At 56.7% G+C, this 23,057-nt stretch carries 19 protein-coding genes; 13 read left to right on the top strand and 6 right to left on the bottom strand.

The genetic code is table 11. The annotated features are described in order from the left end of the window. The first annotated feature begins 56 nt into the window (after positions 1 to 56). Complete coding sequence (locus Q1A59_RS07585; protein WP_299644687.1) at positions 57 to 533, top strand: hypothetical protein; 477 nt, start codon at positions 57 to 59, stop codon at positions 531 to 533. Between the two features lie 74 nt (positions 534 to 607). Here the strand turns inward: Q1A59_RS07585 and malZ are convergent, their stop codons facing one another. The 3 genes from malZ to proB all read right to left on the bottom strand — a co-directional run bounded on the left by malZ (position 608) and on the right by proB (position 5,125). Then, on the bottom strand, positions 608 to 2,449 hold the full coding sequence (malZ, locus tag Q1A59_RS07590; protein WP_299644690.1) for a maltodextrin glucosidase: 1,842 nt from the start codon (positions 2,447 to 2,449) through the stop codon (positions 608 to 610). Continuing rightward, a complete protein-coding gene (gene gltX, locus Q1A59_RS07595) occupies positions 2,446 to 3,957 on the bottom strand; it encodes a glutamate--tRNA ligase (RefSeq protein ID WP_299644693.1) in 1,512 nt (503 codons plus the stop codon). The genes malZ and gltX overlap by 4 nt, the downstream gene beginning before the upstream one ends. 61 nt (positions 3,958 to 4,018) lie before the next feature. Continuing rightward, positions 4,019 to 5,125 (bottom strand): glutamate 5-kinase, encoded by a 1,107-nt coding sequence (proB, locus tag Q1A59_RS07600; RefSeq protein WP_298403824.1) that lies wholly within the window; start codon positions 5,123 to 5,125, stop codon positions 4,019 to 4,021. A 17-nt stretch (positions 5,126 to 5,142) separates the two neighbouring features. Here proB and Q1A59_RS07605 point away from each other — a divergent pair, with 17 nt between their 5' ends. Beyond that, entirely contained in the window at positions 5,143 to 5,373 is a 231-nt protein-coding gene (locus Q1A59_RS07605) for a hypothetical protein (protein WP_298403829.1), read from the top strand. A 7-nt stretch (positions 5,374 to 5,380) separates the two neighbouring features. On the opposite strand, the gene Q1A59_RS07610 is transcribed toward Q1A59_RS07605, so the two are convergent. Further along, the gene (locus Q1A59_RS07610) at positions 5,381 to 7,177 is read right to left on the bottom strand and encodes an aldehyde ferredoxin oxidoreductase C-terminal domain-containing protein (protein WP_298403832.1); all 1,797 of its coding nucleotides are present in this window, start codon (positions 7,175 to 7,177) and stop codon (positions 5,381 to 5,383) included. A 117-nt stretch (positions 7,178 to 7,294) separates the two neighbouring features. On the opposite strand from Q1A59_RS07610, the gene Q1A59_RS07615 reads away from it, so the two are divergent. The 10 genes from Q1A59_RS07615 to Q1A59_RS18160 all read left to right on the top strand — a co-directional run bounded on the left by Q1A59_RS07615 (position 7,295) and on the right by Q1A59_RS18160 (position 20,648). Continuing rightward, positions 7,295 to 8,728, top strand: coding sequence for a cyclic nucleotide-binding domain-containing protein (locus Q1A59_RS07615; RefSeq protein ID WP_298403835.1), 1,434 nt, complete (start codon positions 7,295 to 7,297; stop codon positions 8,726 to 8,728). A gap of 137 nt (positions 8,729 to 8,865) precedes the next feature. Beyond that, a complete protein-coding gene (locus Q1A59_RS07620; RefSeq protein WP_298403838.1) occupies positions 8,866 to 9,885 on the top strand; it encodes a LacI family DNA-binding transcriptional regulator in 1,020 nt (339 codons plus the stop codon). Positions 9,886 to 10,038: 153 nt separating this feature from the next. Beyond that, a complete protein-coding gene (locus Q1A59_RS07625; protein WP_298403841.1) occupies positions 10,039 to 11,376 on the top strand; it encodes an ABC transporter substrate-binding protein in 1,338 nt (445 codons plus the stop codon). Positions 11,377 to 11,512: 136 nt separating this feature from the next. Beyond that, positions 11,513 to 12,403 (top strand): carbohydrate ABC transporter permease, encoded by an 891-nt coding sequence (locus Q1A59_RS07630; RefSeq protein WP_298403843.1) that lies wholly within the window; start codon positions 11,513 to 11,515, stop codon positions 12,401 to 12,403. 14 nt (positions 12,404 to 12,417) lie between these two features. After that, on the top strand, positions 12,418 to 13,344 hold the full coding sequence (locus Q1A59_RS07635) for a carbohydrate ABC transporter permease (RefSeq protein WP_298403845.1): 927 nt from the start codon (positions 12,418 to 12,420) through the stop codon (positions 13,342 to 13,344). A gap of 47 nt (positions 13,345 to 13,391) precedes the next feature. Continuing rightward, a complete protein-coding gene (locus Q1A59_RS07640; RefSeq protein WP_299644699.1) occupies positions 13,392 to 15,554 on the top strand; it encodes a glycoside hydrolase family 65 protein in 2,163 nt (720 codons plus the stop codon). Positions 15,555 to 15,909: 355 nt separating this feature from the next. Further along, entirely contained in the window at positions 15,910 to 16,566 is a 657-nt protein-coding gene (gene pgmB / locus Q1A59_RS07645) for a beta-phosphoglucomutase (RefSeq protein WP_298403849.1), read from the top strand. 218 nt (positions 16,567 to 16,784) lie between these two features. Then, positions 16,785 to 17,957 (top strand): CPBP family intramembrane glutamic endopeptidase, encoded by a 1,173-nt coding sequence (locus tag Q1A59_RS07650; protein ID WP_299644702.1) that lies wholly within the window; start codon positions 16,785 to 16,787, stop codon positions 17,955 to 17,957. Between the two features lie 690 nt (positions 17,958 to 18,647). After that, on the top strand, positions 18,648 to 19,112 hold the full coding sequence (locus Q1A59_RS07655) for a GNAT family N-acetyltransferase (RefSeq protein WP_299644705.1): 465 nt from the start codon (positions 18,648 to 18,650) through the stop codon (positions 19,110 to 19,112). Between the two features lie 1,155 nt (positions 19,113 to 20,267). Further along, complete coding sequence (locus Q1A59_RS18160; RefSeq protein ID WP_367280875.1) at positions 20,268 to 20,648, top strand: lysostaphin resistance A-like protein; 381 nt, start codon at positions 20,268 to 20,270, stop codon at positions 20,646 to 20,648. A 254-nt stretch (positions 20,649 to 20,902) separates the two neighbouring features. On the opposite strand, the gene Q1A59_RS07660 is transcribed toward Q1A59_RS18160, so the two are convergent. Next, entirely contained in the window at positions 20,903 to 21,142 is a 240-nt protein-coding gene (locus Q1A59_RS07660; protein WP_298403858.1) for a zinc-binding dehydrogenase, read from the bottom strand. 344 nt (positions 21,143 to 21,486) lie between these two features. Then, positions 21,487 to 21,609: a hypothetical protein gene (locus tag Q1A59_RS07665; protein WP_298403861.1), complete on the bottom strand. Its 123-nt coding sequence runs from the start codon at positions 21,607 to 21,609 to the stop codon at positions 21,487 to 21,489. Between the two features lie 496 nt (positions 21,610 to 22,105). On the opposite strand from Q1A59_RS07665, the gene Q1A59_RS07670 reads away from it, so the two are divergent. After that, positions 22,106 to 23,057, top strand: a 952-nt coding sequence (locus tag Q1A59_RS07670; RefSeq protein WP_299644709.1) for a Druantia anti-phage system protein DruA, incomplete at its 3' end; no start/stop codon positions are given.

A 23,057-nucleotide genomic window follows, 5' to 3' on the forward strand; every position in this document is an offset into this window, starting at 1 on the left:
TCTTCGCACTTCAGCGCGTAGGAAAAACATCTTCCAAGGGGAAAGGAGGGCACAGCGTGAGCGATCCACAACGCCCAGAGGACTACAGTCGATATCAACCTCCTCAGTCACCGTATCAGCAACCGTACCAGATACAGTATCAAGGGACGCCGGGGTACACCGGTACAACAATGCCCGGCACTGTCCAAGCCATTGGCATCATGGCGATTGTTGATGCAGTACTGAGTGGACTGAGCGGCCTTGTTTGGATGATCACAATCTGCGGCATTCCGCTCGGTATCTACTCGATTGCAGTGGCGATTGTAGCCGGTATGTATGCCTACAAACCGCTCCGCAATCCGCCCCAGCCGGTACAACCAAACAGGACGCTAGCGATTATGCAGATCGTTAACATTGTTACCGGCAATGTTATTTCAATGGTCTTTGGCATTCTCAGTCTGGTGTTTTACAACCAGCCTGACATCCAAGCGTATTTCGCCTATCGGAACAGCCAGCCATCACCGCCGCACCAATATCAGCCGCCATCATTTTGACACAGGATGGTTGGAATGACAGAAAGGGCGGGTATGACACCCGCCCTTTCCATTGATGCGACCCGTTACCACCATCATAATCGCCATACCTGCACACCGGTTGCTGGCAACCTGCCAATATCCAATCTCCCATTGCAGACAACCGTCTCGGCGCCGGTGAAGAGTTCGCACAGACGCACACCATCGGCAAGACCGGCGTGGCGCACCGGCAATGCCCGCAGTCCATCGTCGCTGCGGCGAGCAACGACAATCAGTCGCTCTTCCGGCGCTTCACGCTGGAAAGCGATCGTTTCGCCCTGCGCATAGAGCTGCTGGAAACCGCCCCAGCGCAATGCCGGCGCAGTGCGCCGCAGATGCGCCAACCGCCGCACAAAGGCACGTAGGTCGCGATCCCACTCCGCTTCATCCCACGGCATTGTGCGCCGGCAATCGGGATCACCGCCGCCGGCCAGCCCAATCTCGTCGCCGTAGTAGATGCAGGGCACACCGGGATAGCAGAAGAGTAACGTCATCGCTACCCGCACCCGCGCCAGATCGTCACCGACGATCGTGCGCAGCCGCGGGGTGTCGTGACTACCGAGCAGGTTAAACTGCTGCGTCGCCACTTGCCACGGAATCGCCGCCCGGAATGCCGTCCACTGGGCAGCGACCGTCTCGGCGGCGATCGGGCGCGGATCGGCTTCGGGCCGATTCGGGTTAACTTCAAACCCGCCTAGCCAGCGCCAAACGGGGAAGGTGAAGCCTTGATAATTCATCGTGGCGTCAAGCTCTTCCCCTTGCAGGTGAGGGGTGCCATCGAAGAAGTGTTCACCAAGCAGATAGGCATTGGGCTGTTCGGCCTTAACCGCTCGCCTCATACCCCGCCCAATCTTGTGGCCAAGATTGTCGGGGCCGAGTCGACCGAGCATATTAGCCACATCGATCCGCCAGCCATCGATACGGTAAGGCGGACGCAGCCAGCGTCGCATGATCGCGTCATGGCCGGCGTACATCACTTCCCGCAGACGCACGCTGCGGTAATTGAGCTTGGGCAGCGTCTTGACCCCCAACCAGCTTTCGTAGTCGTCAGGGTGACGGCGGAAGGTGAAAAACTCGGCAGTTGGCGCGCGCGGATCGATTTGCGCGGCCACAAACCACGGATGGGTAACACCGCAGTGGTTCGGCACAATATCGAGCACTAGATGCATTGCACGCTCGTCGAGCGCCTGCCGTAGCTGCACCAACCCCGCTTCGCCGCCGAGGTGCGGATCAATGCTGGTGTAATCTTCGACATCGTATTTATGGTTCGACGGCGCGCGGAAGATGGGGTTCAGGTAGAGGGCCGAGACGCCCAGATCGGTCAGATAGTCGAGGCGTTGGGCAATGCCCTGCAAATCGCCGCCAAAGAACTCGATAGAGCCAGTGACCCGCTGTGGAAGCTCATGCCAGCCTCGCGCCACCACCGGCCGCCCGTGGTAGAGGTATTCGCCGTCGCGTACATTGTTGCTCGGATCGCCATCCGCGAAACGGTCGGGAAAGATTTGGTAAAAAACCGTATCACGCACCCAATTCGGCGCGTGATAGTTGGCCAGTACCACGAAATCGTTCGCATCGGTCGGATAATGACGGGTTACACCGCCAGCACTATACCACCGCGTCCCATCCTCAGCGCGCAGCAAGAAACGATAATTGGTACGCAGCATACGGATCGGCAACTCGCCTTGCCACCAGCGACATACCCCGTCAACTCCAACCGCACGCAGCGGCGTGAGCTGCTGTTCACCATCGGGGCAGGTGCGAAGAAAGACAGCGCTCACCGGTGCATCAGCGTCAAGGCGAAGCCGGATCACGGCGGTATCGCCCAAGCGCCCGCTAAAGCGCAGATAGGCGGGCGAACCGTCGTGATGGATACTGGCCTCCCAGTGCAGCTCGCTCATGCCATCTGCTCCAATGCAGCAATCGCTGCTTTGATCCGCGCTAACGAGCGCTCGCGGCCCACGCCGGCCAGTGTATCGAACAACGGCGGCGCCACGCTACGCCCGGTAACGGCGATGCGGATCGCGCCAAAGAGCGGCCCCGGTTTCACGGCAAGCTGCTCGCACAACCCGCGCAACGTCACCTCCAACGCCGGCGGCGTCCAGTCTGCTTGCCGGCTCAACGCCTCGTGAGCCGCGCGCAGCATAGCGATGGTCTGCGCGGCATCGTGCTTCTTGGGGATCAGGTCAGCCGGGTTATATGTCTCGCCCGGCGTTACATCACGATAGAAGAAGCGGAGCAAGTCGGGCGCTTCTTGCAACTCCTCCAATCGCTCGTGGATAAGCGGGATCAGCCGCAACAAATAGGCGCGCTCAGCATCGCTCGCCGGATCGCCGATCAACCCAGCTCGCTGCATAAACGGCAACACCAGCTCAGCCACTTCTACCGCCGTTCGTTTGCGGATGTAGATGCCGTTCATATCGCGCAACTTTTCCGGGTTCCAGCGCGCCGGCGAAGGCTGGATGCGGTCAAGCGTGAAGCGCTCAATCAACTCATCACGGCTCATAATCTCGGTGACACCGTCGTAGCTCCACCCTTGCAAGGCAAGATAATTGAGCATCGTTTCCGGCAGATAGCCCCGCTCACGAAAACGGTGAGTCGCGACATCATCCTTACGCTTCGACAATTTACCCTTGCCATCATGGCGTAAGATCGCCGGCAGATGGGCAAAGATCGGGCGTTGCCAGCCAAAATAGTCGTAGAGCAAGACGTGGTACGGCGTACTCGGCACCCACTCTTCGCCGCGCATAACGTGGGTGATCTTCATGAGATGGTCATCAACCAGATGGGCAAAATGATAGACCGGCATCCCGCTCGATTTAATCAACACAATATCTTGCAACTGGTCATTTTGCACTACAATCTCATCACCACCGCGGATCAGATCGCGGAAGCGCGTTTCACCCTCGAGCGGCGTCTTCAAACGCACCGTGAACGGCTTACCACTTGCCGCCATTTCCTGCTGTTGGGCAAGCGGCCAGTCGCGTTCGGGGCCACGGAAGCGAAACGACTTAATCCCAGCGGCCTCGGCAGCAGCCCGCATCTGCGCCAGCTCCTCTTCGGTGGTAAATGACATATAAGCGAGACCAGCCTCGAGCAACTGCTCAACAAAGGGCCGGTAGATGCCTAGCTCAAACCGTTCCGACTGGACGTAAGGGCCATACGGGCCACCCACATCGGGGCCTTCGTCCCAGTCGATGCCAACCCAGCGCAGCGAAATACTAATATCGTCGGCAGCGCCGGGCACGAATCGCTTTTCATCAGTATCTTCGATGCGCAGAATGAACTGGCCGCCGTAGTGGCGGGCACAGAGCCAGTTAAACAAGGCAGTGCGCACACCACCGATGTGCAAGCTGCCGGTCGGGCTAGGGGCAAACCGCACCCGCACCGGCCCGTCAATTGAGGTCATGAGTTGCTCCTTATGAAACATTTCATAGAGACGTCGCGATGCAACGTCTCTACCAATGAGGTTATCCGGCCAACACGACCATATCGTCGCGATGGACGACTTCCGGCCCGTAATCATACCCTAAAACTGAGACGATCTGGTGCGAGCGCAGACCGGCGATCATGCGCACATCATTTGCACGATACTGAGTCAACCCACGGGCAATCTCGCGGCCATCAGGGGCAAAGATGCGTACCGTCTGACCACGATCAAACTCACCGCTCACCTCGCGGATGCCGGCGGCAAGCAGGCTCTTGCCGTAGCGAGTGAGTGCTGTCGCTGCGCCTTCATCAACGACAATCCGTGAGAAGCGCACCGTTTCGGCCAGAATCCAGCGTTGGCGTGCATCGGGGTGGGTCGTCGCGGCCGGAAAGAAGGTGCCGATCCGCTCGCCGTTAGCTACCCGCGCGATCACATCCGGCTCGTGACCGGCGGCAATGACCACCGTCACACCGGAGCGGGTGGCAAGATCGGCGGCCTGTATCTTGGTCTGCATCCCGCCGGTGCCGCGATGCGTACCGCTGCCGCCGGCCATAGCCCAAATCCGCTCATCGATCACAGGCACTTCGCGCAGCAGCTCGGCGGTAGGATCGCTGCGCGGATCGGCGCTGTAGAGACCGGCAATATCGGTCAGGATCAAGAGCAGGTCAGCGTCGATCAAGCCGGCCACCAGCGCCGAGAGATTATCGTTATCGCCGACTCGAATCTCGGCGGTCGCCACCGCGTCATTCTCGTTGATAATCGGCACAATTCCTTGCGCGAGGCAGAGCGTGAGCGTATTCCGCGCATTCAGATAACGGCGACGGTCACGCAGATCATCGCGGGTGAGCAGTGCCTGTGCAACCTGCAACCCGTACAGCTCGAAAATCTGCTCGTAGAGATGCATCAACCGGCTCTGGCCAACGGCGGCGAACACCTGTTTGAGCGGGATGTTACTGCGCTGCTGCGGCGCGACGCCGAGGCGTTCCTTACCAGCGGCAACCGCGCCCGACGAGACGAGCACTACTTCGTGGCCGTCTGCTTTGAGGCGGGCAATCTGGCGGGCCAACTCGACGAAATAGGGCCGGTGCAGCCGGTCAGTGCCGGCGGTTAGTACGCTAGTGCCTAACTTGACAACGAATCTCGTCATACTGGTATGTGGGACGTATGAATTCGATCATTGATCCGGTGTTGGAAGGAAAGCCGCACGACCGTGCGGCTTCGCATCCACCCAAGGAATGGTTTTGCTACCTCGTGCATTCGCTCTTCTATCCACAGGCAAGAGAGGAGTTTCGTCACCTCTCCAAGCGGGTCATTCCATCGAAAGCGATGTACAGAGACCTTCTTGCATCGTTCATCAATGTTCTGCCAAACGGAGCAACTGGAGCCGCACGATAGTACGGCTCTAGCGTTGTTTGATACCCAATTCGGATAACCGAGCCGGCGTGGGGTCACCACTAACATCCCAACCATGGCGCGCATAATACTCGGCTAGCAACGAGTCGAGCGGTGGCGTATAGCCAGCGGTCGGCCCGCTGCTCAGCGGTTCGCGCAGATAACGATCGGGCAAGGTATCTTGGCTATTGCTAGCGTAGCGGCGGGTAAAGAGCCGGTCAAGCGTGACAATCCGCTCGCCAATCCGCACCAAATCGGCACCGGTAACGGCGCGCCCGGTCACTGCGCCGATCAGCGCGATCAACTCACCGGGGGTGATCTGATAGGCCATCAGGCCGAGCCGGCGGCAGAAGCCGCTGGCATCGAGCACCGCCGCAAAGCGCTCGTGCCAAATCAAGCGCAACGCTTTCCCCTCGCTCTCACGCGGGCCGCTGGCCGGCGGCGGCAACCATGCCGGCGGTTCGGCCACCAATTCTTCAAAGGCCATCGCATAGCGATAATCGCCGCCGATTGGACTGGTCGCCATTGCCAAACCAATCTCGGTGAGCGCGCGCGGATCGAGCGCCGGCATTGCCAAGCCTTTCACCTGCGGTGCAAATGCCGCCGTTCCCCAAACCGCCTCTTGCATTTCTCCGACGCCTAACGAGAGAATATCCCGCTTCTCTTGACGCTGGCTGATGCGGTCGAGGGCCGCAATCACCGCTGCGCTGTCACCCCAATTGAGCGTGCGTTGGCGCACCAAACCCTCGTCTTGGGCTTCGGTCATAAAGACAATAGCTGCCGCTGCTGCCGCCGGATCAATCCCCAATCGCAAACAGCGATCGGCAATCGCTAGCATTGCATCGGGGTCGGTAATGCCCACACGAGCGGCAAAGCCGGCGATCAGTTCGAGGCTAGGCAACGGATGGGTCTCGCCGCTTTTGGTACGCAGATCGATATAGCACGGCAATGGACACTCGGCGCAACCACGTTCGAGCCGCCCGCCACGCCGCGCGATCTCGCTGAAGGTGCGAGCAATCGCCACGCCATCAGCCGGCGCACGGGCATCGCGACTGGTTAGCGCGCCGAGTTTAATTGCTGCCGGCAACAGACCAGCGCTGCCGATAGCCCGGATCGCGTTAGCGGTCGGATGCTGCTCGCCGCGCTGCCGAATCGACTGCAAAACCGCCTGCATACGGGCAAGGTCAACTACCGGCAACGGCGCGCGGTCGCGCACCACAATCGCTTTCAGTTTCTTATCGGCCATCACTGCGCCGGTGCCAGCCGGTTCGACCAGATACAATCCCTCGGCGACGATGCTGGCATACGCGACACCGGCCTCACCGGCTGGACCAACCGCCAGCACACGCACATTACCACCCAATTCAGTGGAAAGGGTCACAGCGGTCGCCACCGTGTCACGCCCAACTAAATGGCGCGCTGAACGCAAACGCACGGTATCGCCATCGATCAGCAGATAACACCAATCAGGCGCTTCACCGCGGATAATCAACACATCGACGTTATTGCGGCGCAGTGCAGCGCCCCAATGCCCCGGCGCCCAGCCATAACCAATCCCGCCGGTGAGGGGCGAGCGCGTGCCGACGGTAAAACCGCCGGTGGCAAAACCGACGCTGCCGGCCAGTGGCCCAGCGGCAAAGATCAGCAGATTCTCCGCCGACAACGGCGGGGTATCCGGTTCCAATTGATGCCAGAGCAACCAAGCGATCGCCCCGCGCCCGCCCAAATAGTCACGTTCCACTTCATCGGGCAACAACTGGCGAGCGTGGCCGCGAGCCAAATCAACGGTAAGACTGCGCAACGGCATGCAAGTATCCTATGTGGGTGCGATTTCCGCCGTTCTATTATACCGCTCCTCGGCAACGTGTATGGTACAATGCAAAGCAGATCACTCTATCCCCGTCATTGTACCGCAGAGCCAGCTATGTCGTCATTGAAGCGCCCCCCCCGCAACCAACTCGATCAAGCGCGCGCTGCTCAGCGCCAGCAGCGCCAACAAGCCGCGATTGCAGCCCTCGCTGCACTTGATTGCTTGCGCGGTGTGCCGACGACTGAGCTGGTCACACTTTACGAACGCGGCATCTTCCGGGTGTTTCCCAGCGGCGCCACCGTAATCGGCCAACGCCGCGGCTATCGCTACCTGTTCTTTTTGCTGCGTGGGTCATTACAGTTACGGCTGCGCGATAAAGACGGGCGGGAAGTCTTGATGGGAGTGCTAGGGCAAGGTGATTGTTTTGGCGAAGGGCCGCTGTTCGGCAAATTCTTCCGTCACATGAGCGCGCTTACCCAAAGCTCGTGCTATTTGCTGCAAATTGAAATTGCCACCCTGCGCGATGAACTAGCGGCATTACCACTCTTGGCCACCGCCCTGCGCCAAGTCTATCGCCGGCGCATGGTCGAGGCTACCCTCGCCCGTATGCCTGTCCTCAGCCAGTTGCTGCCGCTTGAACGGATCGCGATCGCTACCCGCCTGCAACCGCGCCACGTGCCGCGCGGCACGTTGGTCGTCAAGCAAGGCGAACCTGCCGACTCGCTCTACCTGATCGAGAGCGGGCAGTTGGTGATCGAGCAGAGCGGGCAGACGATCGCCAGTCTGAGCGAGGGCGATCTGTTTGGCGAAATCTCGCTGCTCACTGGCGAGCCGCACCGGGCCAATGCCCGCACCCTCACCACCACCGATCTGCTCGAACTGCCCGGCGCCGACTTCTACCGCCTGATCCAACAGTATCCGGCGTTAGAAGCCGATCTGCGCGCGATGGCCGAACGGCGGCTGAAACACTCAGCCGCAGTGCGCAGCGATACCGCGCGGGCCCGTGACATTGGGTTAGCGGTCAATCGCGGTCTCCTGCGCGCCACCCATATCCTTGTGCGCGACCCCACGCGCTGCCCGCCCGGTTGCCATCTCTGTGAAACCGGCTGCGCCACCCGTCATGGTCACACCCGCCTCCACCTCAACGGGACGCCGATCGACCGGTTCGACGTGCTCGAAACCTGCCGCCAATGCAGCGTTGGCGCGGAATGCGTCGAGGCATGCCCCGAAGACGCGATCGAGCGAGTTGACACCGGCGCCCTACGGATCACCAACCGTTGCACCGGTTGCGGCGAATGCGTCACCGCTTGCCCTTACGACGCCGTGCAATCGGTGCCGCGCGCCAAACACACTACCGGCCCGCTCTGGGATCTGTTTCGCCGGCTACAACAGCGCATCCGGCCCACGATTCCCCTCACCCCCACCGGCCCTACCCACCGCGCCGACAAATGCGATCTCTGCCACGGCTACACCGACCTCGCCTGCGTGACCGCCTGCCCGATCGGCAACCTGCGGCTGGCCCCGGTCGAAGAAATCGTACCGGTGTAGCGGCGTGCGAACGTTCGCCTGAGGAGATGCATGATCGTGTGTCTCTCTAGGCGAACGTTCGCTTTTTCCTCTTGACAACCGCAATTGACAGATGTATGATAAAGGCGAACGTTCGCCTTAAAAGAAACGCATCGCCTATGACAGCCACCAAAGTCACGCTCAAAGACGTAGCGGCACGCGCCGGGGTCAGCTACCAAACTGTTTCCAAGGTGCTGAACGGTGAGATGCAGGTTGCGCCTGAAACGATGGAGCGGATTCAGGCGGCGGTGCGAGAGCTTGGCTACCGGCCTAACCGCATTGCCCGCAATATGCGGGCCGGTCGCAGCTTCATGATCGGGTATTCGTGGACGCAAACCGAACCCGGTCAGGTAAATCATATTCTCGACCAATTCTTGAGCAGCATGGTGCGCGAAGCCGGCGTGGTTGGCTACTACGTGCTCCCGTTTCCCTTCCAAGAAGGCAAGGCGCAAGTCGAAACTTACCGCGATCTGATCAAAAGCGGCAATGTAGACGGCTTTGTGCTGTCGAGCGTGAATTATCACGATCCCCGGATTCAGTTTCTCTTAAAGCAGCAGTTTCCGTTTGTCGCGTTTGGTCGCTCCAACCCGGAATGGGATTTTGCGTGGGTTGATATTGATGGCGCAGCCGGCACGCGGCAAGCAGTGGAATATTTGATCGGACGCGGCCATCGCCGGATCGCGATCTTGGCATGGCCCGAAGATTCGCGGGTCGGCAATGATCGCTTGCAGGGTTACCTCGATGCCATGCAAGCTGACCAACTCGCGACCGAACCGGGCTATATCCTGCGCGGTGAAGGCACCTTTGAGGTTGGCCGGGCAATGACGTTGCATTTGCTTGATCTACCCGCCGATCGCCGTCCGACTGCAATCATGGCCCTAAACGACACCATGGCAATTGGGGCGATGGCCGCGGCCCGCGAACGCGGCCTGACGATTGGAACCGATCTGGCCATCATCGGCTTCGATGATGCGCCGATGGCACAGTATCTCTTTCCGCCGCTGAGCAGTGTGCGGCAACCGATTGCCGAGGCCGGCCGCAAATGCGTCGAACTGCTGGTGGCGCTCGTTGAGGGGCGAGAACCACAACAAAGGCAAGTACTCTTGCAACCTTCCCTCATTATTCGCGCTTCGTCCTGATAGCTCACGACAATTTGCGTTCCTGATCGTCAGCCGATGATGGTCGGGTAGCCGGCTATTGTGCAACAGAAGGAGGGTAAAAAATGGTCTGAACACGTATTACTTCTCACAACTTTCGATGGTATGTTTTTACACCTAAAAAAAGGAGTACGTATGAATCGCCTATTCAAATTCCTGCTCGTCTTGACGGTGCTGACCCTGAGCCTAAGCGCTTGTGGCCAGACTGCTACCCAGTCGCAACCAACGGAACCACAGACTGTACGTGAAACGGTGACGGTCAAAGAAACAGTAACGGTCAAGGAGACGGTTGTCGTGCCGGCTGAAAAGGTGACGGTACGTCTATCGGGTTGGGCCTCAAGCCCGGCGGAAACCGCGTTGCTTGAGTCGTTGCTGTACAAGTTTTCGGTCGAAAATCCTGATATTCTGGTCAAGTACGAGCCAATTACCGGCGATTACAAGCAGGTGTTGCTCACCTCGATTGCATCCGGCACTGAGCCAGACATCTTCTACGTCGATATCTTCTGGTGGCTAGAGCTGGCTGCCAACGATGCCCTGCTCCCGCTCGACGATCTCATGAAGGCTAGTGGCGTCTCGCGCAGCGATTTCATCCCGGCGCTGATTGATGCTTTCACCTACGAGGGCAAGACCTACGGCATTCCCAAGGACTTCAACACCCTCGGTATGTTTTATAACAAGGATCTGTTTGATGCTGCCGGTCTTGCCTACCCGACTGATGACTGGACATGGGACGATTTGCGCGATGCGGCGGCGAAGCTGACCGACCTGAGCAATCCGAACCGTCCGGTCTACGGCTTCTGCACCCCGCCCGATCCGGGCCGGTTCCCGGTCTTTGTCTTCCAAAATGGTGGCACGGTTATGAATAGCGACTTTACCGACACCACCCTCGATAGTGAAGCGGCAGTGAAGGCAGCCGAGTTCTACGCTTCGTTCCGCACCAATCAGATCGGCGCGCTGCCGTCGGATCTTGGCGAAGGCTGGCAAGGCACGCTCTTCGGCAAGGGCCAGTGCGCGATGGTCTACGAAGGTGGTTGGCTCATTCCCTATCTGCGCGATCAGTTCCCCAACACCAAGTATGGCGTGGTGATGCCACCAGCCGGGCCGGGTGGCGAGGGCAACTTGATCTTTACCGTGGCATGGGGTATCTCGGCCAATACGAAGAATGCTGAAGCGGCATGGAAGGTCGTTAACTTCTTGACCAGTGAAGCGAGCCAGAAGGCAGTGCTCGAGAGCGGCTTCGCCTTGCCGTCGCGCCAAGCGTTGCAGAACAGCGATTATCTGAAGAATAACCCCAACTCGGCGGCGATCTTTAATGGCTCGTTCTTCGGTGCTAAACCCTTCTTCTGGGGTTCGGTCGGTTCAGATGTCAATGATCAGATGTCCAAGGCGCTTGAGCGGATGTTCAAAGAGAACCAGCCGGCGTCTGAGGCAATGAAGCAGGCTGCTGAGGCGATCCGCAAGGCGATGCGCTGACGTGTATGGAGTGCGGTAGTCAAGTTGCCGCACTCCATAAGCTACGCAGGTGTTGAAAAGTCCGGTAGGTCTGACACGATAGAGCGGACATGCATTGGGGAGATACCCATACCCCGCCACCGACGGAGAAGAGGCTATGCGAACGAGAACCGACCGCCGCAAATGGGTTGATGCCTTGAATGGCTATCTTTTTATCTCGCCGTGGTTGATCATTTTCATTATCTTTAGTCTGATCTCGCTAGGATACGCGGTCTACCTCTCGTTCACCGAGTACAACTTGCTCAGACCACCGCGCTGGTGGGGTCTCGAAGGGTATCAGCGCGTGCTGGAAGATGAACTCTTTATCGCGAAGGCACTGCCCAATACCTTTAAGTATGTGCTGATCGTGGTGCCGATCCAGACTTTTCTCAGTCTGGTGCTGGCTTTCGCGATGGATCAGAATCTGCGCTTTCAGCGCTTTTTTCGCACCATTTTCTACCTGCCCTCAGTGACCTCATCGGTAGTGATTTCGCTCATCTTTATCTGGCTCTTCGCGCCGCAGGGCATCTTCAACCAAATCACTGGTCTGACGGTCAACTGGCTCGACGACCCGCGCACCGCGTTTTACGTGATTATGGGTATGAACATCTTCACCACCAGTGGTACGCTCATGCTCATCTTTTTGGCCGGTTTGCAAGATATTCCGTTAGCCGTCTATGAAGCGGCTGAGATCGACGGCGCGAACGGTTTGCAGAAATTCTTCTATATCACGGTGCCGATGTTGCGTCCGGTGATCTTTTTCGTGGTGACGGTCGGCGTGATCGGGTGTTTCCAAGTCTTTGACCAGATCTTCGTCATGACCAACGGCGGCCCGCTCGATAGCACCACCACCATCACCTATCTGATCTACAAGTGGGCTTTCCGCGATACCCGCATCCAGATGGGCCAAGCCTCGGCGTTGGCGGTGATTTTGACCCTGATCATTCTGGCAGTGACGCTGTTGCAGCGGCGGGTGATTGAAGGCAGCGGTAGTGGGGCTGAGCGATAGAAAGGCACGTAACGATGGCAGTGACGACCAGTTCTCCCCAAACGCAAGTCTACGCGCGCACCGTCTTCTTTGACCGCCTGCGCAAGTATCTCTTCTTTGCCATGCTGGCCTTTTGGGCTGCGCTCTCACTGGCGCCGCTCTACTTTACGCTGGTCTTTTCGTTCAAGCCGGTGGCCGATGTCTATACACCACCGATTTGGGCGCCAATTCCGTTCACCCTTGACAACTACATCACTATTCTCGGCACGTTCCAGCTCTTCCCGCGCTGGGTGTGGAACAGCGTCTTTATTTCGGTCATCATCACGATCTTCCGTGTCCTCTTTTGCGCGATGGCCGGCTATGCCTTCGCTCGCATCGAATTTCCGCTCAAGAGCTTCTGGTTCAACCTGCTCTTGATCTCGATGATGATGCCGGGAGTGGTCACGCTTATCCCCTCGTTCCTCATCATTGGGCCGGGTTTGATTCGCGGCGGCTTGCAACTCGGTGATTTGCGCATCCCGACCGGTTTTGGCCTGATCGACAACCCGTGGGGCGTCATCCTCCCCGGTATGGCTGATGCTTTTGGCGTCTTTATGATGACCCAGTTCTACAAGTCGTTCCCTAAAGAGCTGGAAGAGGCAGCGATGATGGACGGTTCGGGCCGGTGGGGAACCTTCTTCCGCATCGTGCTGCCGATCAGCCAAACTCAGTTGATTACGCTTGCCCTGCTCACCTTCCAAGGGGCGTGGAATAACTTTATGTGGCCACTGCTGGTGCTGCGCTCACCCGAACAGTTCACACTGCCAATTGGGTTGCAGTGGTTCCGCGGTGAATACTATACGCTCTACTCGGTCATTCTGGCCGGTTCGATCTTTAATACACTGCCCATCCTGATCATCTTCTTCGTCTTCCAGCAATACTTCGTGCGTAGCATTGCCGCCACCGGTTCAAAAGAGGGGTGATCTGGGGCATTGCACTGTTGCGTTACGGCTTAACACACAGGTGAACTATGTGGATTCTTTCTGAAGACACCTTCGATCCAGCCAAACAACACCACAAAGAGACTATCTTCACCATCGGCAACGGCTATCTCTCGACCCGCGGCGCGTTCGAAGAGGGCTACCCCAACGACCGGCGAGCGACGTTTATCCACGGTGTGTTTGACGATGCTCCTATCGTCGTCACCGAGTTGGCCAACGCTCCAGATTGGCTCGCTCTCCATGTCTTACTCGACGGCGAGAAATTCTCGTTAGCGACCGGAACCATTCTCGCTTACCGGCGCGAACTCGATTTGCAGAGCGGCGTGCTGCGGCGCGAGGTGCGCTGGCAGTCGCCGCAGGGCCGGGTGGCACGACTGATCTTCACCCGCTTCGCGTCACTGGCCGACGAACACCTGCTGGCGCTGCGCTGCGAGATCATCCCTGAGTTTGACGGGCAGGTCGAGTTGCGCGCCGCTATCAACGGCCAGACCGACAATGAAGGTCTGTTGCACTGGCAGCCGCTTACGCAAGGCCAGCTCACTGATGGTACGGTCTTTTTGCGCACTCGCACCCGTAAAAGCAGGATCGAGTTGGCACTGGCAATGCGCCTACTTGGCAACGCGGCCCAGACCGCTTTTTGGGATGTCGAGAATGTACCGACGGTGCAACAGGTCTATGTCGCGCGGGCTGGCCAGCCGATCGTGGTGACGAAGTTTGTGGGGATCGCTACCTCTCGCGATACTGCTGCGCCGCTTGAGCTGGCCCATCGCCACCTCCAAGCCACCCCCGATTGGGAGAGCGCGCTGGCCGCGCAACGGCAGGTATGGGCGCGCGAGTGGGAGCGCTGCCAAATAGTAATCGAAGGTGATGACGAGGCCGATCTGGCGGTGCGCTTCAGCATCTTCCAGTTACTGATCGCCGCTCCCCGCCGCGACAACCGGGTCAACATCGGCGCCAAAACCCTCTCTGGTTTTGGCTATCGCGGCCATGCCTTCTGGGACACCGAAATCTTTATGTTGCCGCTCTTTACCTACACCGCACCGGAGATCGCGCGCAATCTGCTTGACTACCGCTACTTCACCTTGCCGGCGGCCCGCGCCAAAGCGCGCGCCGCTGGCTATGAGGGTGCGTGGTACGCTTGGGAGAGCGCTGATACCGGTGAAGAGGTAACGCCGACGTGGGTGCCGGATTTCCACGACAAAAAGAAGCTGGCCCGCGTCTGGACGGGCGATCTCGCGATTCACATCTCGGCAGATGTGGCCTACGCCGTACAGCAGTTCTGGCAAGCGACCGGTGACGATCCATGGTACATCGAGCGTGGGGCCGAAATTGTGCTCGATACGGCCAAATTCTTCGCCTCGCGAGCCGAATGGCTGGCTGAACGCGGCTGCTATGGCTACACCGATGTGATCGGCCCCGACGAATACCACGATCACGTCAATAACAACGCCTACACCAACCTACTGGCGCAATGGAACCTGCGGGCCGGCCTCGAGACGCTGGCATGGCTTGATCAGCACGCGCCGCAAAAAGCCGCCGAACTGCGACGGCAACTCGATCTGACACCAGATCGTCTGCAACATTGGCAGACGGTCGCCGAAAAGATATGCGTGAACGTTGGTGCAAACGGTCTCATTGAACAATTCGATGGCTTTTTCCAGTTAAAAGACGTCAATTTAGCCGACTATGAACCGCGCACCAAATCGATGCACGAAATCTTCGGTATTGAGGAGGCTAACGAGTATCAGGCGATCAAGCAACCCGACGTGCTCATGCTGCAATTCCTCTTGCGCGAACAGTACAGCGATAGTCAGATTCGAGTGAACTACGACTATTACACGCCTCGCACCGATCACACCTACGGCTCATCGCTCGGCCCGCCGATACAGGCGATCGTCGCCTGCCAGATGGGAGACATCGCCGAAGCCTACGAACACTTCATCCGGGCGGCGCGAGCCGACCTGCGCGACGTGCGCGGCAATGCTGGTGACGGCATTCATGCCGCTTCAGCGGGCGGGGTCTGGCAGGCGGTCGTGTTCGGTTTCGGTGGACTTCGCATCCATCCCGATGGAACGTGGGCAGTCTATCCGCGCCTGCCCAGCCACTGGCGGCGGTTGACCTACCGTTTTACCTTGCGTGGCACAACTCATACGATTACGTGCTACCCGAATGGTCACTACACGATGGGTTGATGAATGAAAAGCCGCAAAGAGGGGTAACGCAAAGCCGCAAAGGTATTGGATGGCCGGTACAAGCGTGGTGATACGAACAATGACAAACCCATAGCGCCTTTGCATCTTTGTCACCGGCCCTCACCCCCAGCCCTCTCTCCTACCTGACGGCGAGCGATGGGGAGCGGCTGGATAGCGGGAGAGGCATGGTAGAGCGGAACGCAGCAGCGCCCATCTCCCGCACCAGTAGGAGAGGGCTGGGGATGAGGATGCGATCGCGCGTACCGTCGGAATTGCGAAGAAGGAGCAACATGCCAACGATCTTTGCACCTTTGCGTTTGGCCTCCTTTGCGCCATAGATAATGAGGACGGCTTGATGTCTATCAAAGGATTCATCTTCGATCTTGATGGCGTACTGACCGACACCGCCGAATACCATTACCGGGCATGGAAACGACTCGCCGACGAACTCGGCATTCCATTTACGCGTGAAGAAAATGAAGCGCTGCGCGGAATCCCGCGCCGCGAGTCGCTATTGATGCTGCTCAAAGGGCGCATCCTCCCCGAAGCGACGCTCAACGAGCTGATGGAGCGCAAAAACGGCTACTACCTCGAATACATTCGCGAAATCTCGCCCCGCGATGTCTTACCCGGCGCACGTGAGCTGCTGAGCGATATCCGCGCCGCCGGCCTAAAAGCGGCACTCGGTTCGGCGAGCAAAAACGCGCGCGAAGTGATCGAGCGGCTCGGTATTGCCGACCTGTTCGACGCCGTTGCCGACGGCTACAGCGTCACCCGGCAGAAACCGGCACCCGACCTCTTCTTACACGCTGCCACGCTCCTCGATTTGTCACCGGCTGAATGTGTGGTGGTGGAAGATGCCACTGCCGGCGTCGAAGCTGCGCTTGCCGGTGGATTTACCGTGGTTGGGATCGGCCCGGCTGAGCGAGTGGGCAAAGCACACGTCGTGTTGCCCACCTTAGCCGGTGTCCGACTAGATGACCTACTAGCACAGGTAGCGGTGCATACGTAACGTACAGACGCAAAGGTGATAACAGACGCCAAGATCGTCACCGCAAAGCCGCGAAGACCGCCAAGCACGCAGAGGGTACGTGGAACAGGATGCGTCAGCTCCCCTAGTACCCACCCCTAGCGTCTTGGCCTCTTTGTGCCCCTCTGCGCCCTTGCGTCCCAGCATCATATCTGGCACACTGCACGTACCACCATTCTGCTGCCAAAAGGAGATAACCGATGTCAGAACCGCTGGTACTCACACCCGAACAACCACCAACAATCCGCCGACCGGGCCTCTGGCTTGCCGGGATTGCGTTATACGTTCTGCTCGTCAGTCTTGGCGCTAGTGTTGGCGGCGAGCTAGGCATGTTTACCACCGCCAGCTTCAACGCGCTACCCTTCGTCGGATTGGCTGTGCTGGCCTATTTCGCCGGTTCGCAGTTCAACTGGGCATGGCTCGCTACCGGTCTCTGGTTGGCGCTCATGCTTAGCTTGGCATCACTCTACACCTTTGTTCTCGGTGTGATAACCCTGCTCGATCTACCACCGGGAGGGATCGATCCCGCCCAGCCACCGGCATTCTCACCGGCCGATGCGCTTAGCATCGTACTCTTAATCTTGGGTATTTTCGTTGCCATTGGCATTGGCACGCTCACCCTATTACCGCCGGTACGGCAAAGCTTAGCGCGTCTGCTGCCGATTGATCCCAATTCATTTGTCCATGCCGTCGCATTAATGGTGATTGTAAGTCTGACGCTGATGCTAATTGTGCCGCTGCTGGTGACCGGCAAACCACCATTGCTAGCGTTGGTTACTATCCTCAGCGGCAATGAGCTAAGCGATCTGAGCGCTGATGAACTGTTACGCAGCGAGATTTACGGTCTCGTATGGACGATCCCAGCGGCATTTCTGGCCGTCGGTTTTGGCATTCGCCGTGATCTGGCCGCTACACTGGAACGGCTAGGTCTAGTACGCCCGACGCTGCGCCATCTGCTCATTGGGCTGGGGATTGGGCTAGGATTGGCCGGCTTAATGTCACTCGTTCTACCCCTGATGGATACGCTGTGGCAGACGCTCGGGTGGCCGACCACTGACGAAGAAGCCTTCGGTGAACTGATGGCGTTCGCGATTAGCCCTATTGGGGCGCTGGTGATCGGCGTGACGGCCGGCCTCGGCGAAGAGCTAGGAGTACGTGGCGTCTTGCAACCGCGACTAGGCATCTGGCTCTCGAATCTCTTCTTCACCAGCTTGCACGCTTTTCAATACCACTGGGATGCGTTGCTGGTTGTCTTTGTGGGCGGGATGGTGTGTGGGTTAGTCCGAAAGTATACGAACACCACCACAGCAGCCATCGTACATGGCGTGTACAACTTTGTCATGGTGATGCTCGCAGTGGTGTTTGGTCAGTAGCGACAACGCGCAGTGCGGGGTGACGTTGCCTGAGTTGCTTATCCGTCGTGATGCGTAGCGCATAGCATCCCACGCCTACTTGACGTGGTTTCTGCCGTCCTACGCATGATTGAATGGCTAGGTGTGAGCGGCATATGCATACGCGGCTTTGGCTGGTTGGCTGTCTTCGGCAAGTCTTCGGAACAGCCATACGACGAGGAGGCGAAATCAATCTTGATCGGTTGGCGAACGCCCTCCCCGACTATGTACATACACCTGACAGGCTTCGCCTCGGGGCTACGCTCGGCTCACCTGTGGCCGATGCGTGTGCATAACATTCAATTTCGTTACTGAGGGAGCCGAATGCGCCCTTGAGTTGGGTCGGGAAGCCGCAGGCAGTCGCGATCTTCGCATCTCAGGGGGCGCAAGCGTCATCTAGCAATACCTGAAACCTCAGTGTGGTGGCCGAGTTGGAAATCGCCCTACCCTGTACTGTTCAACGGAGGTCGGCGGCTTTTTGAAAACCTGATCGAACCCTTGCCGCAGTTTCGCATTGAGCGAGTGATTAATAGCCAAGTTGCCACACCCTTGCGCTCTGTGCGTGAGTGAGGATAGCCCAACCCGCGCTGGCATCTAACGCCGCTGCACAGTGCAGGTGAAGCGCAGGCCGTTAGGCGTTTGTAAGAACGGTAACAGCATCAAGGAGTTGTGATGATAAACGTTGAGATAACTAAGGCGCAACCTGAAGATTCAGAAAGGCTCAAACAAATAGCGATAGCCGCTAAAAGGTACTGGGGCTATTCAGAGCAAATAATATTGGAGTGGGCTAAAACTCCCATTATTACCCCTGAAGAAATTTGCACAGATCAAGTATATTTGGCAAGTTTTAACTTAGCCATCATTGGCTGGTATCGTTTGAAAACGCGTTTACCTGCCGTAATATTAGAAGATCTATGGATTCTACCAGACTACATCGGCAAAGGTATAGGAAGAAAACTTTTTGAACATGCAATAAAACAAGCAAAATCATCTAGTGGACAATATCTTGAACTTGAAGCCGACCCCAACGCAGAACCTTTTTATAAAAGGATGGGTTGTCAAAATATTGGTGAAAGCATATCGGAATGGGGGCGAGCAATCCCGTGCATGAGATACAATTTGTACGAACAAGATTGAATTTTACAAAAGACCCAATTAAACACTTAGTCATTGAAGGTACAAATCAAGATGGAGTATGCCTAACAATTGGAGTACGGGTGCATATGTGTCGACTACTAACGGTTGATGGTGGAAAGGTGATGTAAAGTTATATTTTAGTTGCGAACTCATCGAAGTAGTCCAAGATACCTCTTGAAGCGGCCCGTCACATCAAACTAGCCGATAAGTGAAACCCTGAGACCGATAATAAAAGGGGAACATCCACGACTTCAGAATTTGAGCGTATCCATTTCGCTATGGAGTCTGGCAAACATTCAAGATGAGAAAAGTACACGTCCGCATTCTAAATGCAACGGGCAGCCCAACGGTCGGGTTTCAGGTGATGTTGCTCCACTACGCACCACAACGCCCCTGAACCCAACCGTTGGGCGCAGAGTTGAGCTTTATCAGGGAAATACGCGCTGAGCGCCTGCCGTTAGGTGTTGCGCCTGCGATCTTCTCCTAGCAGAGTGAGGGTTGGTCGTGGACGCTACGGCTCGGTCGCCTTGCCTGCCGTCGTCGCCCGCAACCGATTCCGAACGCTTCATCGCCCTCAGTGAGATTGGTCCGGCATAGGGCTGATGGGTCAGGGTGCGTGGGCTGACAGCCGGGCTGGATAGCAAAGTCCTTCCGCTATAGTACGGTGTACCGGTCGGCGGAGCGGGCTATCGGGTTGGTCGGGACGATTTGCCCGCAATGGCCTCGCTTAGCGTGGCGGTTGAAGCGCAGCGGCGTTCGGGAAGTTGCATCTTGCTCGCCGTTGTGTATAACAATTGTGAGTGTTGCAGTGGCGGTTCACCCTCCCCGCAGAAAAAACAGGTGCGTGAAGGCGAGCGGGTGTCGCGGTAGTTGGCGTCTGCGCCCAGCGAGCATTTCCAGCGGACAGCTCTGCTGTGTTCTGAATCGTAACTTCTGCACTCGGAGCGAAACGTATGATGTCATTAACGATTTACAGTATCCCTGTGGTCATCTACGCTCTTGTAATGAAATTGAAAGAGAGACTCAACAGTCGCGAAATTACGAGATGATTGGGTTTGACGTTAAGCCAAAGCCGCTACTACTTGTGGGTTCTCAGCTTTACTCTTCTAATGATTGTTGCATCATAGGGGTACTCTTCAACTCATTCCAACAAGCATGTTGACTGAGCAAAACTTAGGAGTGAGCCGATTTGTCGGTCAGCCATTGACAGCGACGAACATTCTGTCAGCCTTAGTCTACGGATTGTTTGAGACTGGACTAGGAGAAGAATTATTCTTTCGTGGACTAATCGGTAGTTGGTTGGGACGACGGACAAGACTCTGGATAGCCAATGCGATTCAAGCAGCAATCTTCACCCTGCCTCATTTGTTGTTACTGACCATTGAACCGCGCCTTTGGCCGATTGCATTCTCTTTACCCTTCGTTTCTGGCTTGATGATGGGTTGGATCAGACTAAAATCTGAGAGCATTGTACCGGGTTGGATAATGCATGGCTTGGTCAATACTTTCTCTATTATCACTGTGATGAGAATATGAAGTCTGTTCTTGCTAGCACTACAAAAATTGCATAGGGAGGTACCTACCAATAATCACCTTCAATTTCCATTGACCACCAGATTGAACAACTCTAACAGCATTTGTCGGTACCACTGGGGGGTTCGTAGTCATAGTGGGCAGGTCACCAAAGCAGGCAAATTTTTGTTTGCGGCTGAAAAATCGAGCGCGCATAGGAATCGACGAATTTTTTTGAACATTGTGCGCTGCTTCAGCTCCCCAAAAGCGACCGCCCCCTACCATAGAATCCTACCACCTCTGTCGCTCAAGACGTTAAACAGATTGATTTCATTATTCCCCGCTATGTCCATCACCACATCCACGCCGCCGACCGACGACTGGCGCACTCGCGTGACGACATCTTCAGTTCTGTAATCAATCGGCGTTGCACCCAATTTTTTGACGAGAGATAGTTTGCCCATCGAGGCTGAACTGTACATGTCCAACCCAGCCAGTTTTGCCAGTTGCACCACCATCGTCCCCACCCCGCCTGCGGCGTTGGTGACAAAGATTTTCTCGTCTACCTCACTTTGAGGGTACAGTGCGAGGAGGCGTAGGCAGTCAGCCTATTGAGAATCACCACCGTCGCTTCCGCAGAATCGAGCGCCTCAGGAACGGGAACTAGAAATTGCTGCGGAATGCAGACATATTCGCTATTGCCGCCCGTCTTAAACAGAATTGCCGCCACGGTCTGCTCAACCTAGACGGAAGCAACGCTGCTGCCGAGTTTATCCACAATGCCAATGACATCATTACTAGGCATTCTGGGTGTTTTGTTATTCTCCCCAAAATATTGACCGTACCACGCCATTATCTCCGCCTAGCCAATACTGCTGGTGATGACTTTGAGGTGCGCTTCGTCTGGCGCAGATTCGGGCAGGCACGCTTCGGGGAATTCCAGAACCTCAATCCCGCCGTGTTTGTTGACAACGACTTTCTTCATAGTGTTTCTCTTTTGTTGAAGTTGATGCCGCCAGTATAAACTTTGACGCCTTGTCAAAGTCAAGAGGATGAATGTATACATTGTGTTGGAAACGTCAGCTTTGTGCTACTGATATGCCGCACTCAGTTGAGAATAGCGCCTTTTTGGAAGGGAGAAACGCAATTCTCAACCGTAAGTTCTACAAAAGTGAGGTTTGTTGTAAAATTGGGTCATGTGAAGCAGTCGGCGGTGCCTGTTGACGGTTGGTGAATCTTGCGTTTATAAATTGGTGTATAATATTCGGTATATCAAAGAATGCTAGGTATCTTTTGACAGTTGGTGAATCTTGCGTTCGTAAAGGTTGCCCAACCAAGTGTGCAGTCGACTGGCGGGACTCGTTCCAACTTACAGGCATTGTTCTGGTTTAAGGCTTTTCCTACGCTTAAAGCTTTATCTCGCCTCACCCATTATCGGCTAAAGCAAACCGTTAGCCCAGCCTTGAAGGTGTGTTGGTTAGGTGTCGTTCCTCCTCAAGCACGATACGATAAAGACCGTTCGAGTGGATGCAGAAGAATTAAAGGAACTTGTGCTCGATAGGCTTAAAGAAGCCGGATTTGTGTTGGCAGAGGATGGTACGCTACACCCTCTTTCCGCTGATAAGGAGGGCTTGCGACGCATCCATAAGCCAGCTTCACAATTAGAAGTAATCACTCGTCAGCATTGGCTTCAGCGACATCTTCCTCGCTATCTTCCGTTCTTTGCAAATGGTGATGACATCACGCCGGAGCGTATCGATCCGGAATTGGTTGAAGTGGTCACAGAGCAACACCATCATCTCTTTCGCATAGCTCGATTACTTTGGTCTATCCCGTTCTCTAAAGGCTTCGGTCGCCGCTTGAGGTTCCTGATCGTTGATCGATCCAATCAGAAACTGATCGGCTTGCTGGCGTTGCAATCTCCACCACTTAGTTTTCCGGCGCGGGACCGTCTCTTCTGTTATCCTCCCGGCAGGAAGACAGAGTTGGTCAATCAGACGATGGACATTCAAACGTTAGGCGCTGTACCGCCGTACAATCGCCTCTTAGGGGGAAAGCTGGTTGCACTGACGGCCGCCTCGAACGAGATTCGGCGTGCGTATCAGCGGAAATACGCCGAGCGTGTGACCGAGATGGAGAAGCGCATTTTGCTTCCCCATCTCGTTGCGCTCACGACCACGAGCGCTTTTGGTCGGAGCAGCCTGTATAACCGCCTAAACTGTAACGGAGTGGCCATAGCAGAGTCTCTTGGCTACACGGAAGGTTACGGCACGTTCCACTTGATGGAACTTTACCCATTGTTCCGCGAATTTTTAGAAAGCCAGGGAATCTCAACACGGGGCGGCTTCGGCACTGGCCCACGCCGAAAATGGCAAACTATGGTGCGGGCACTGGATCGGTTAGATCTTCCTTCCAATCTGCTTCGTCACGGTG

Origin of the sequence: uncultured Chloroflexus sp. (assembly GCF_937951745.1) — a bacterium.
In the GTDB taxonomy this organism is placed as follows: Bacteria; Chloroflexota; Chloroflexia; order Chloroflexales; family Chloroflexaceae; genus Chloroflexus.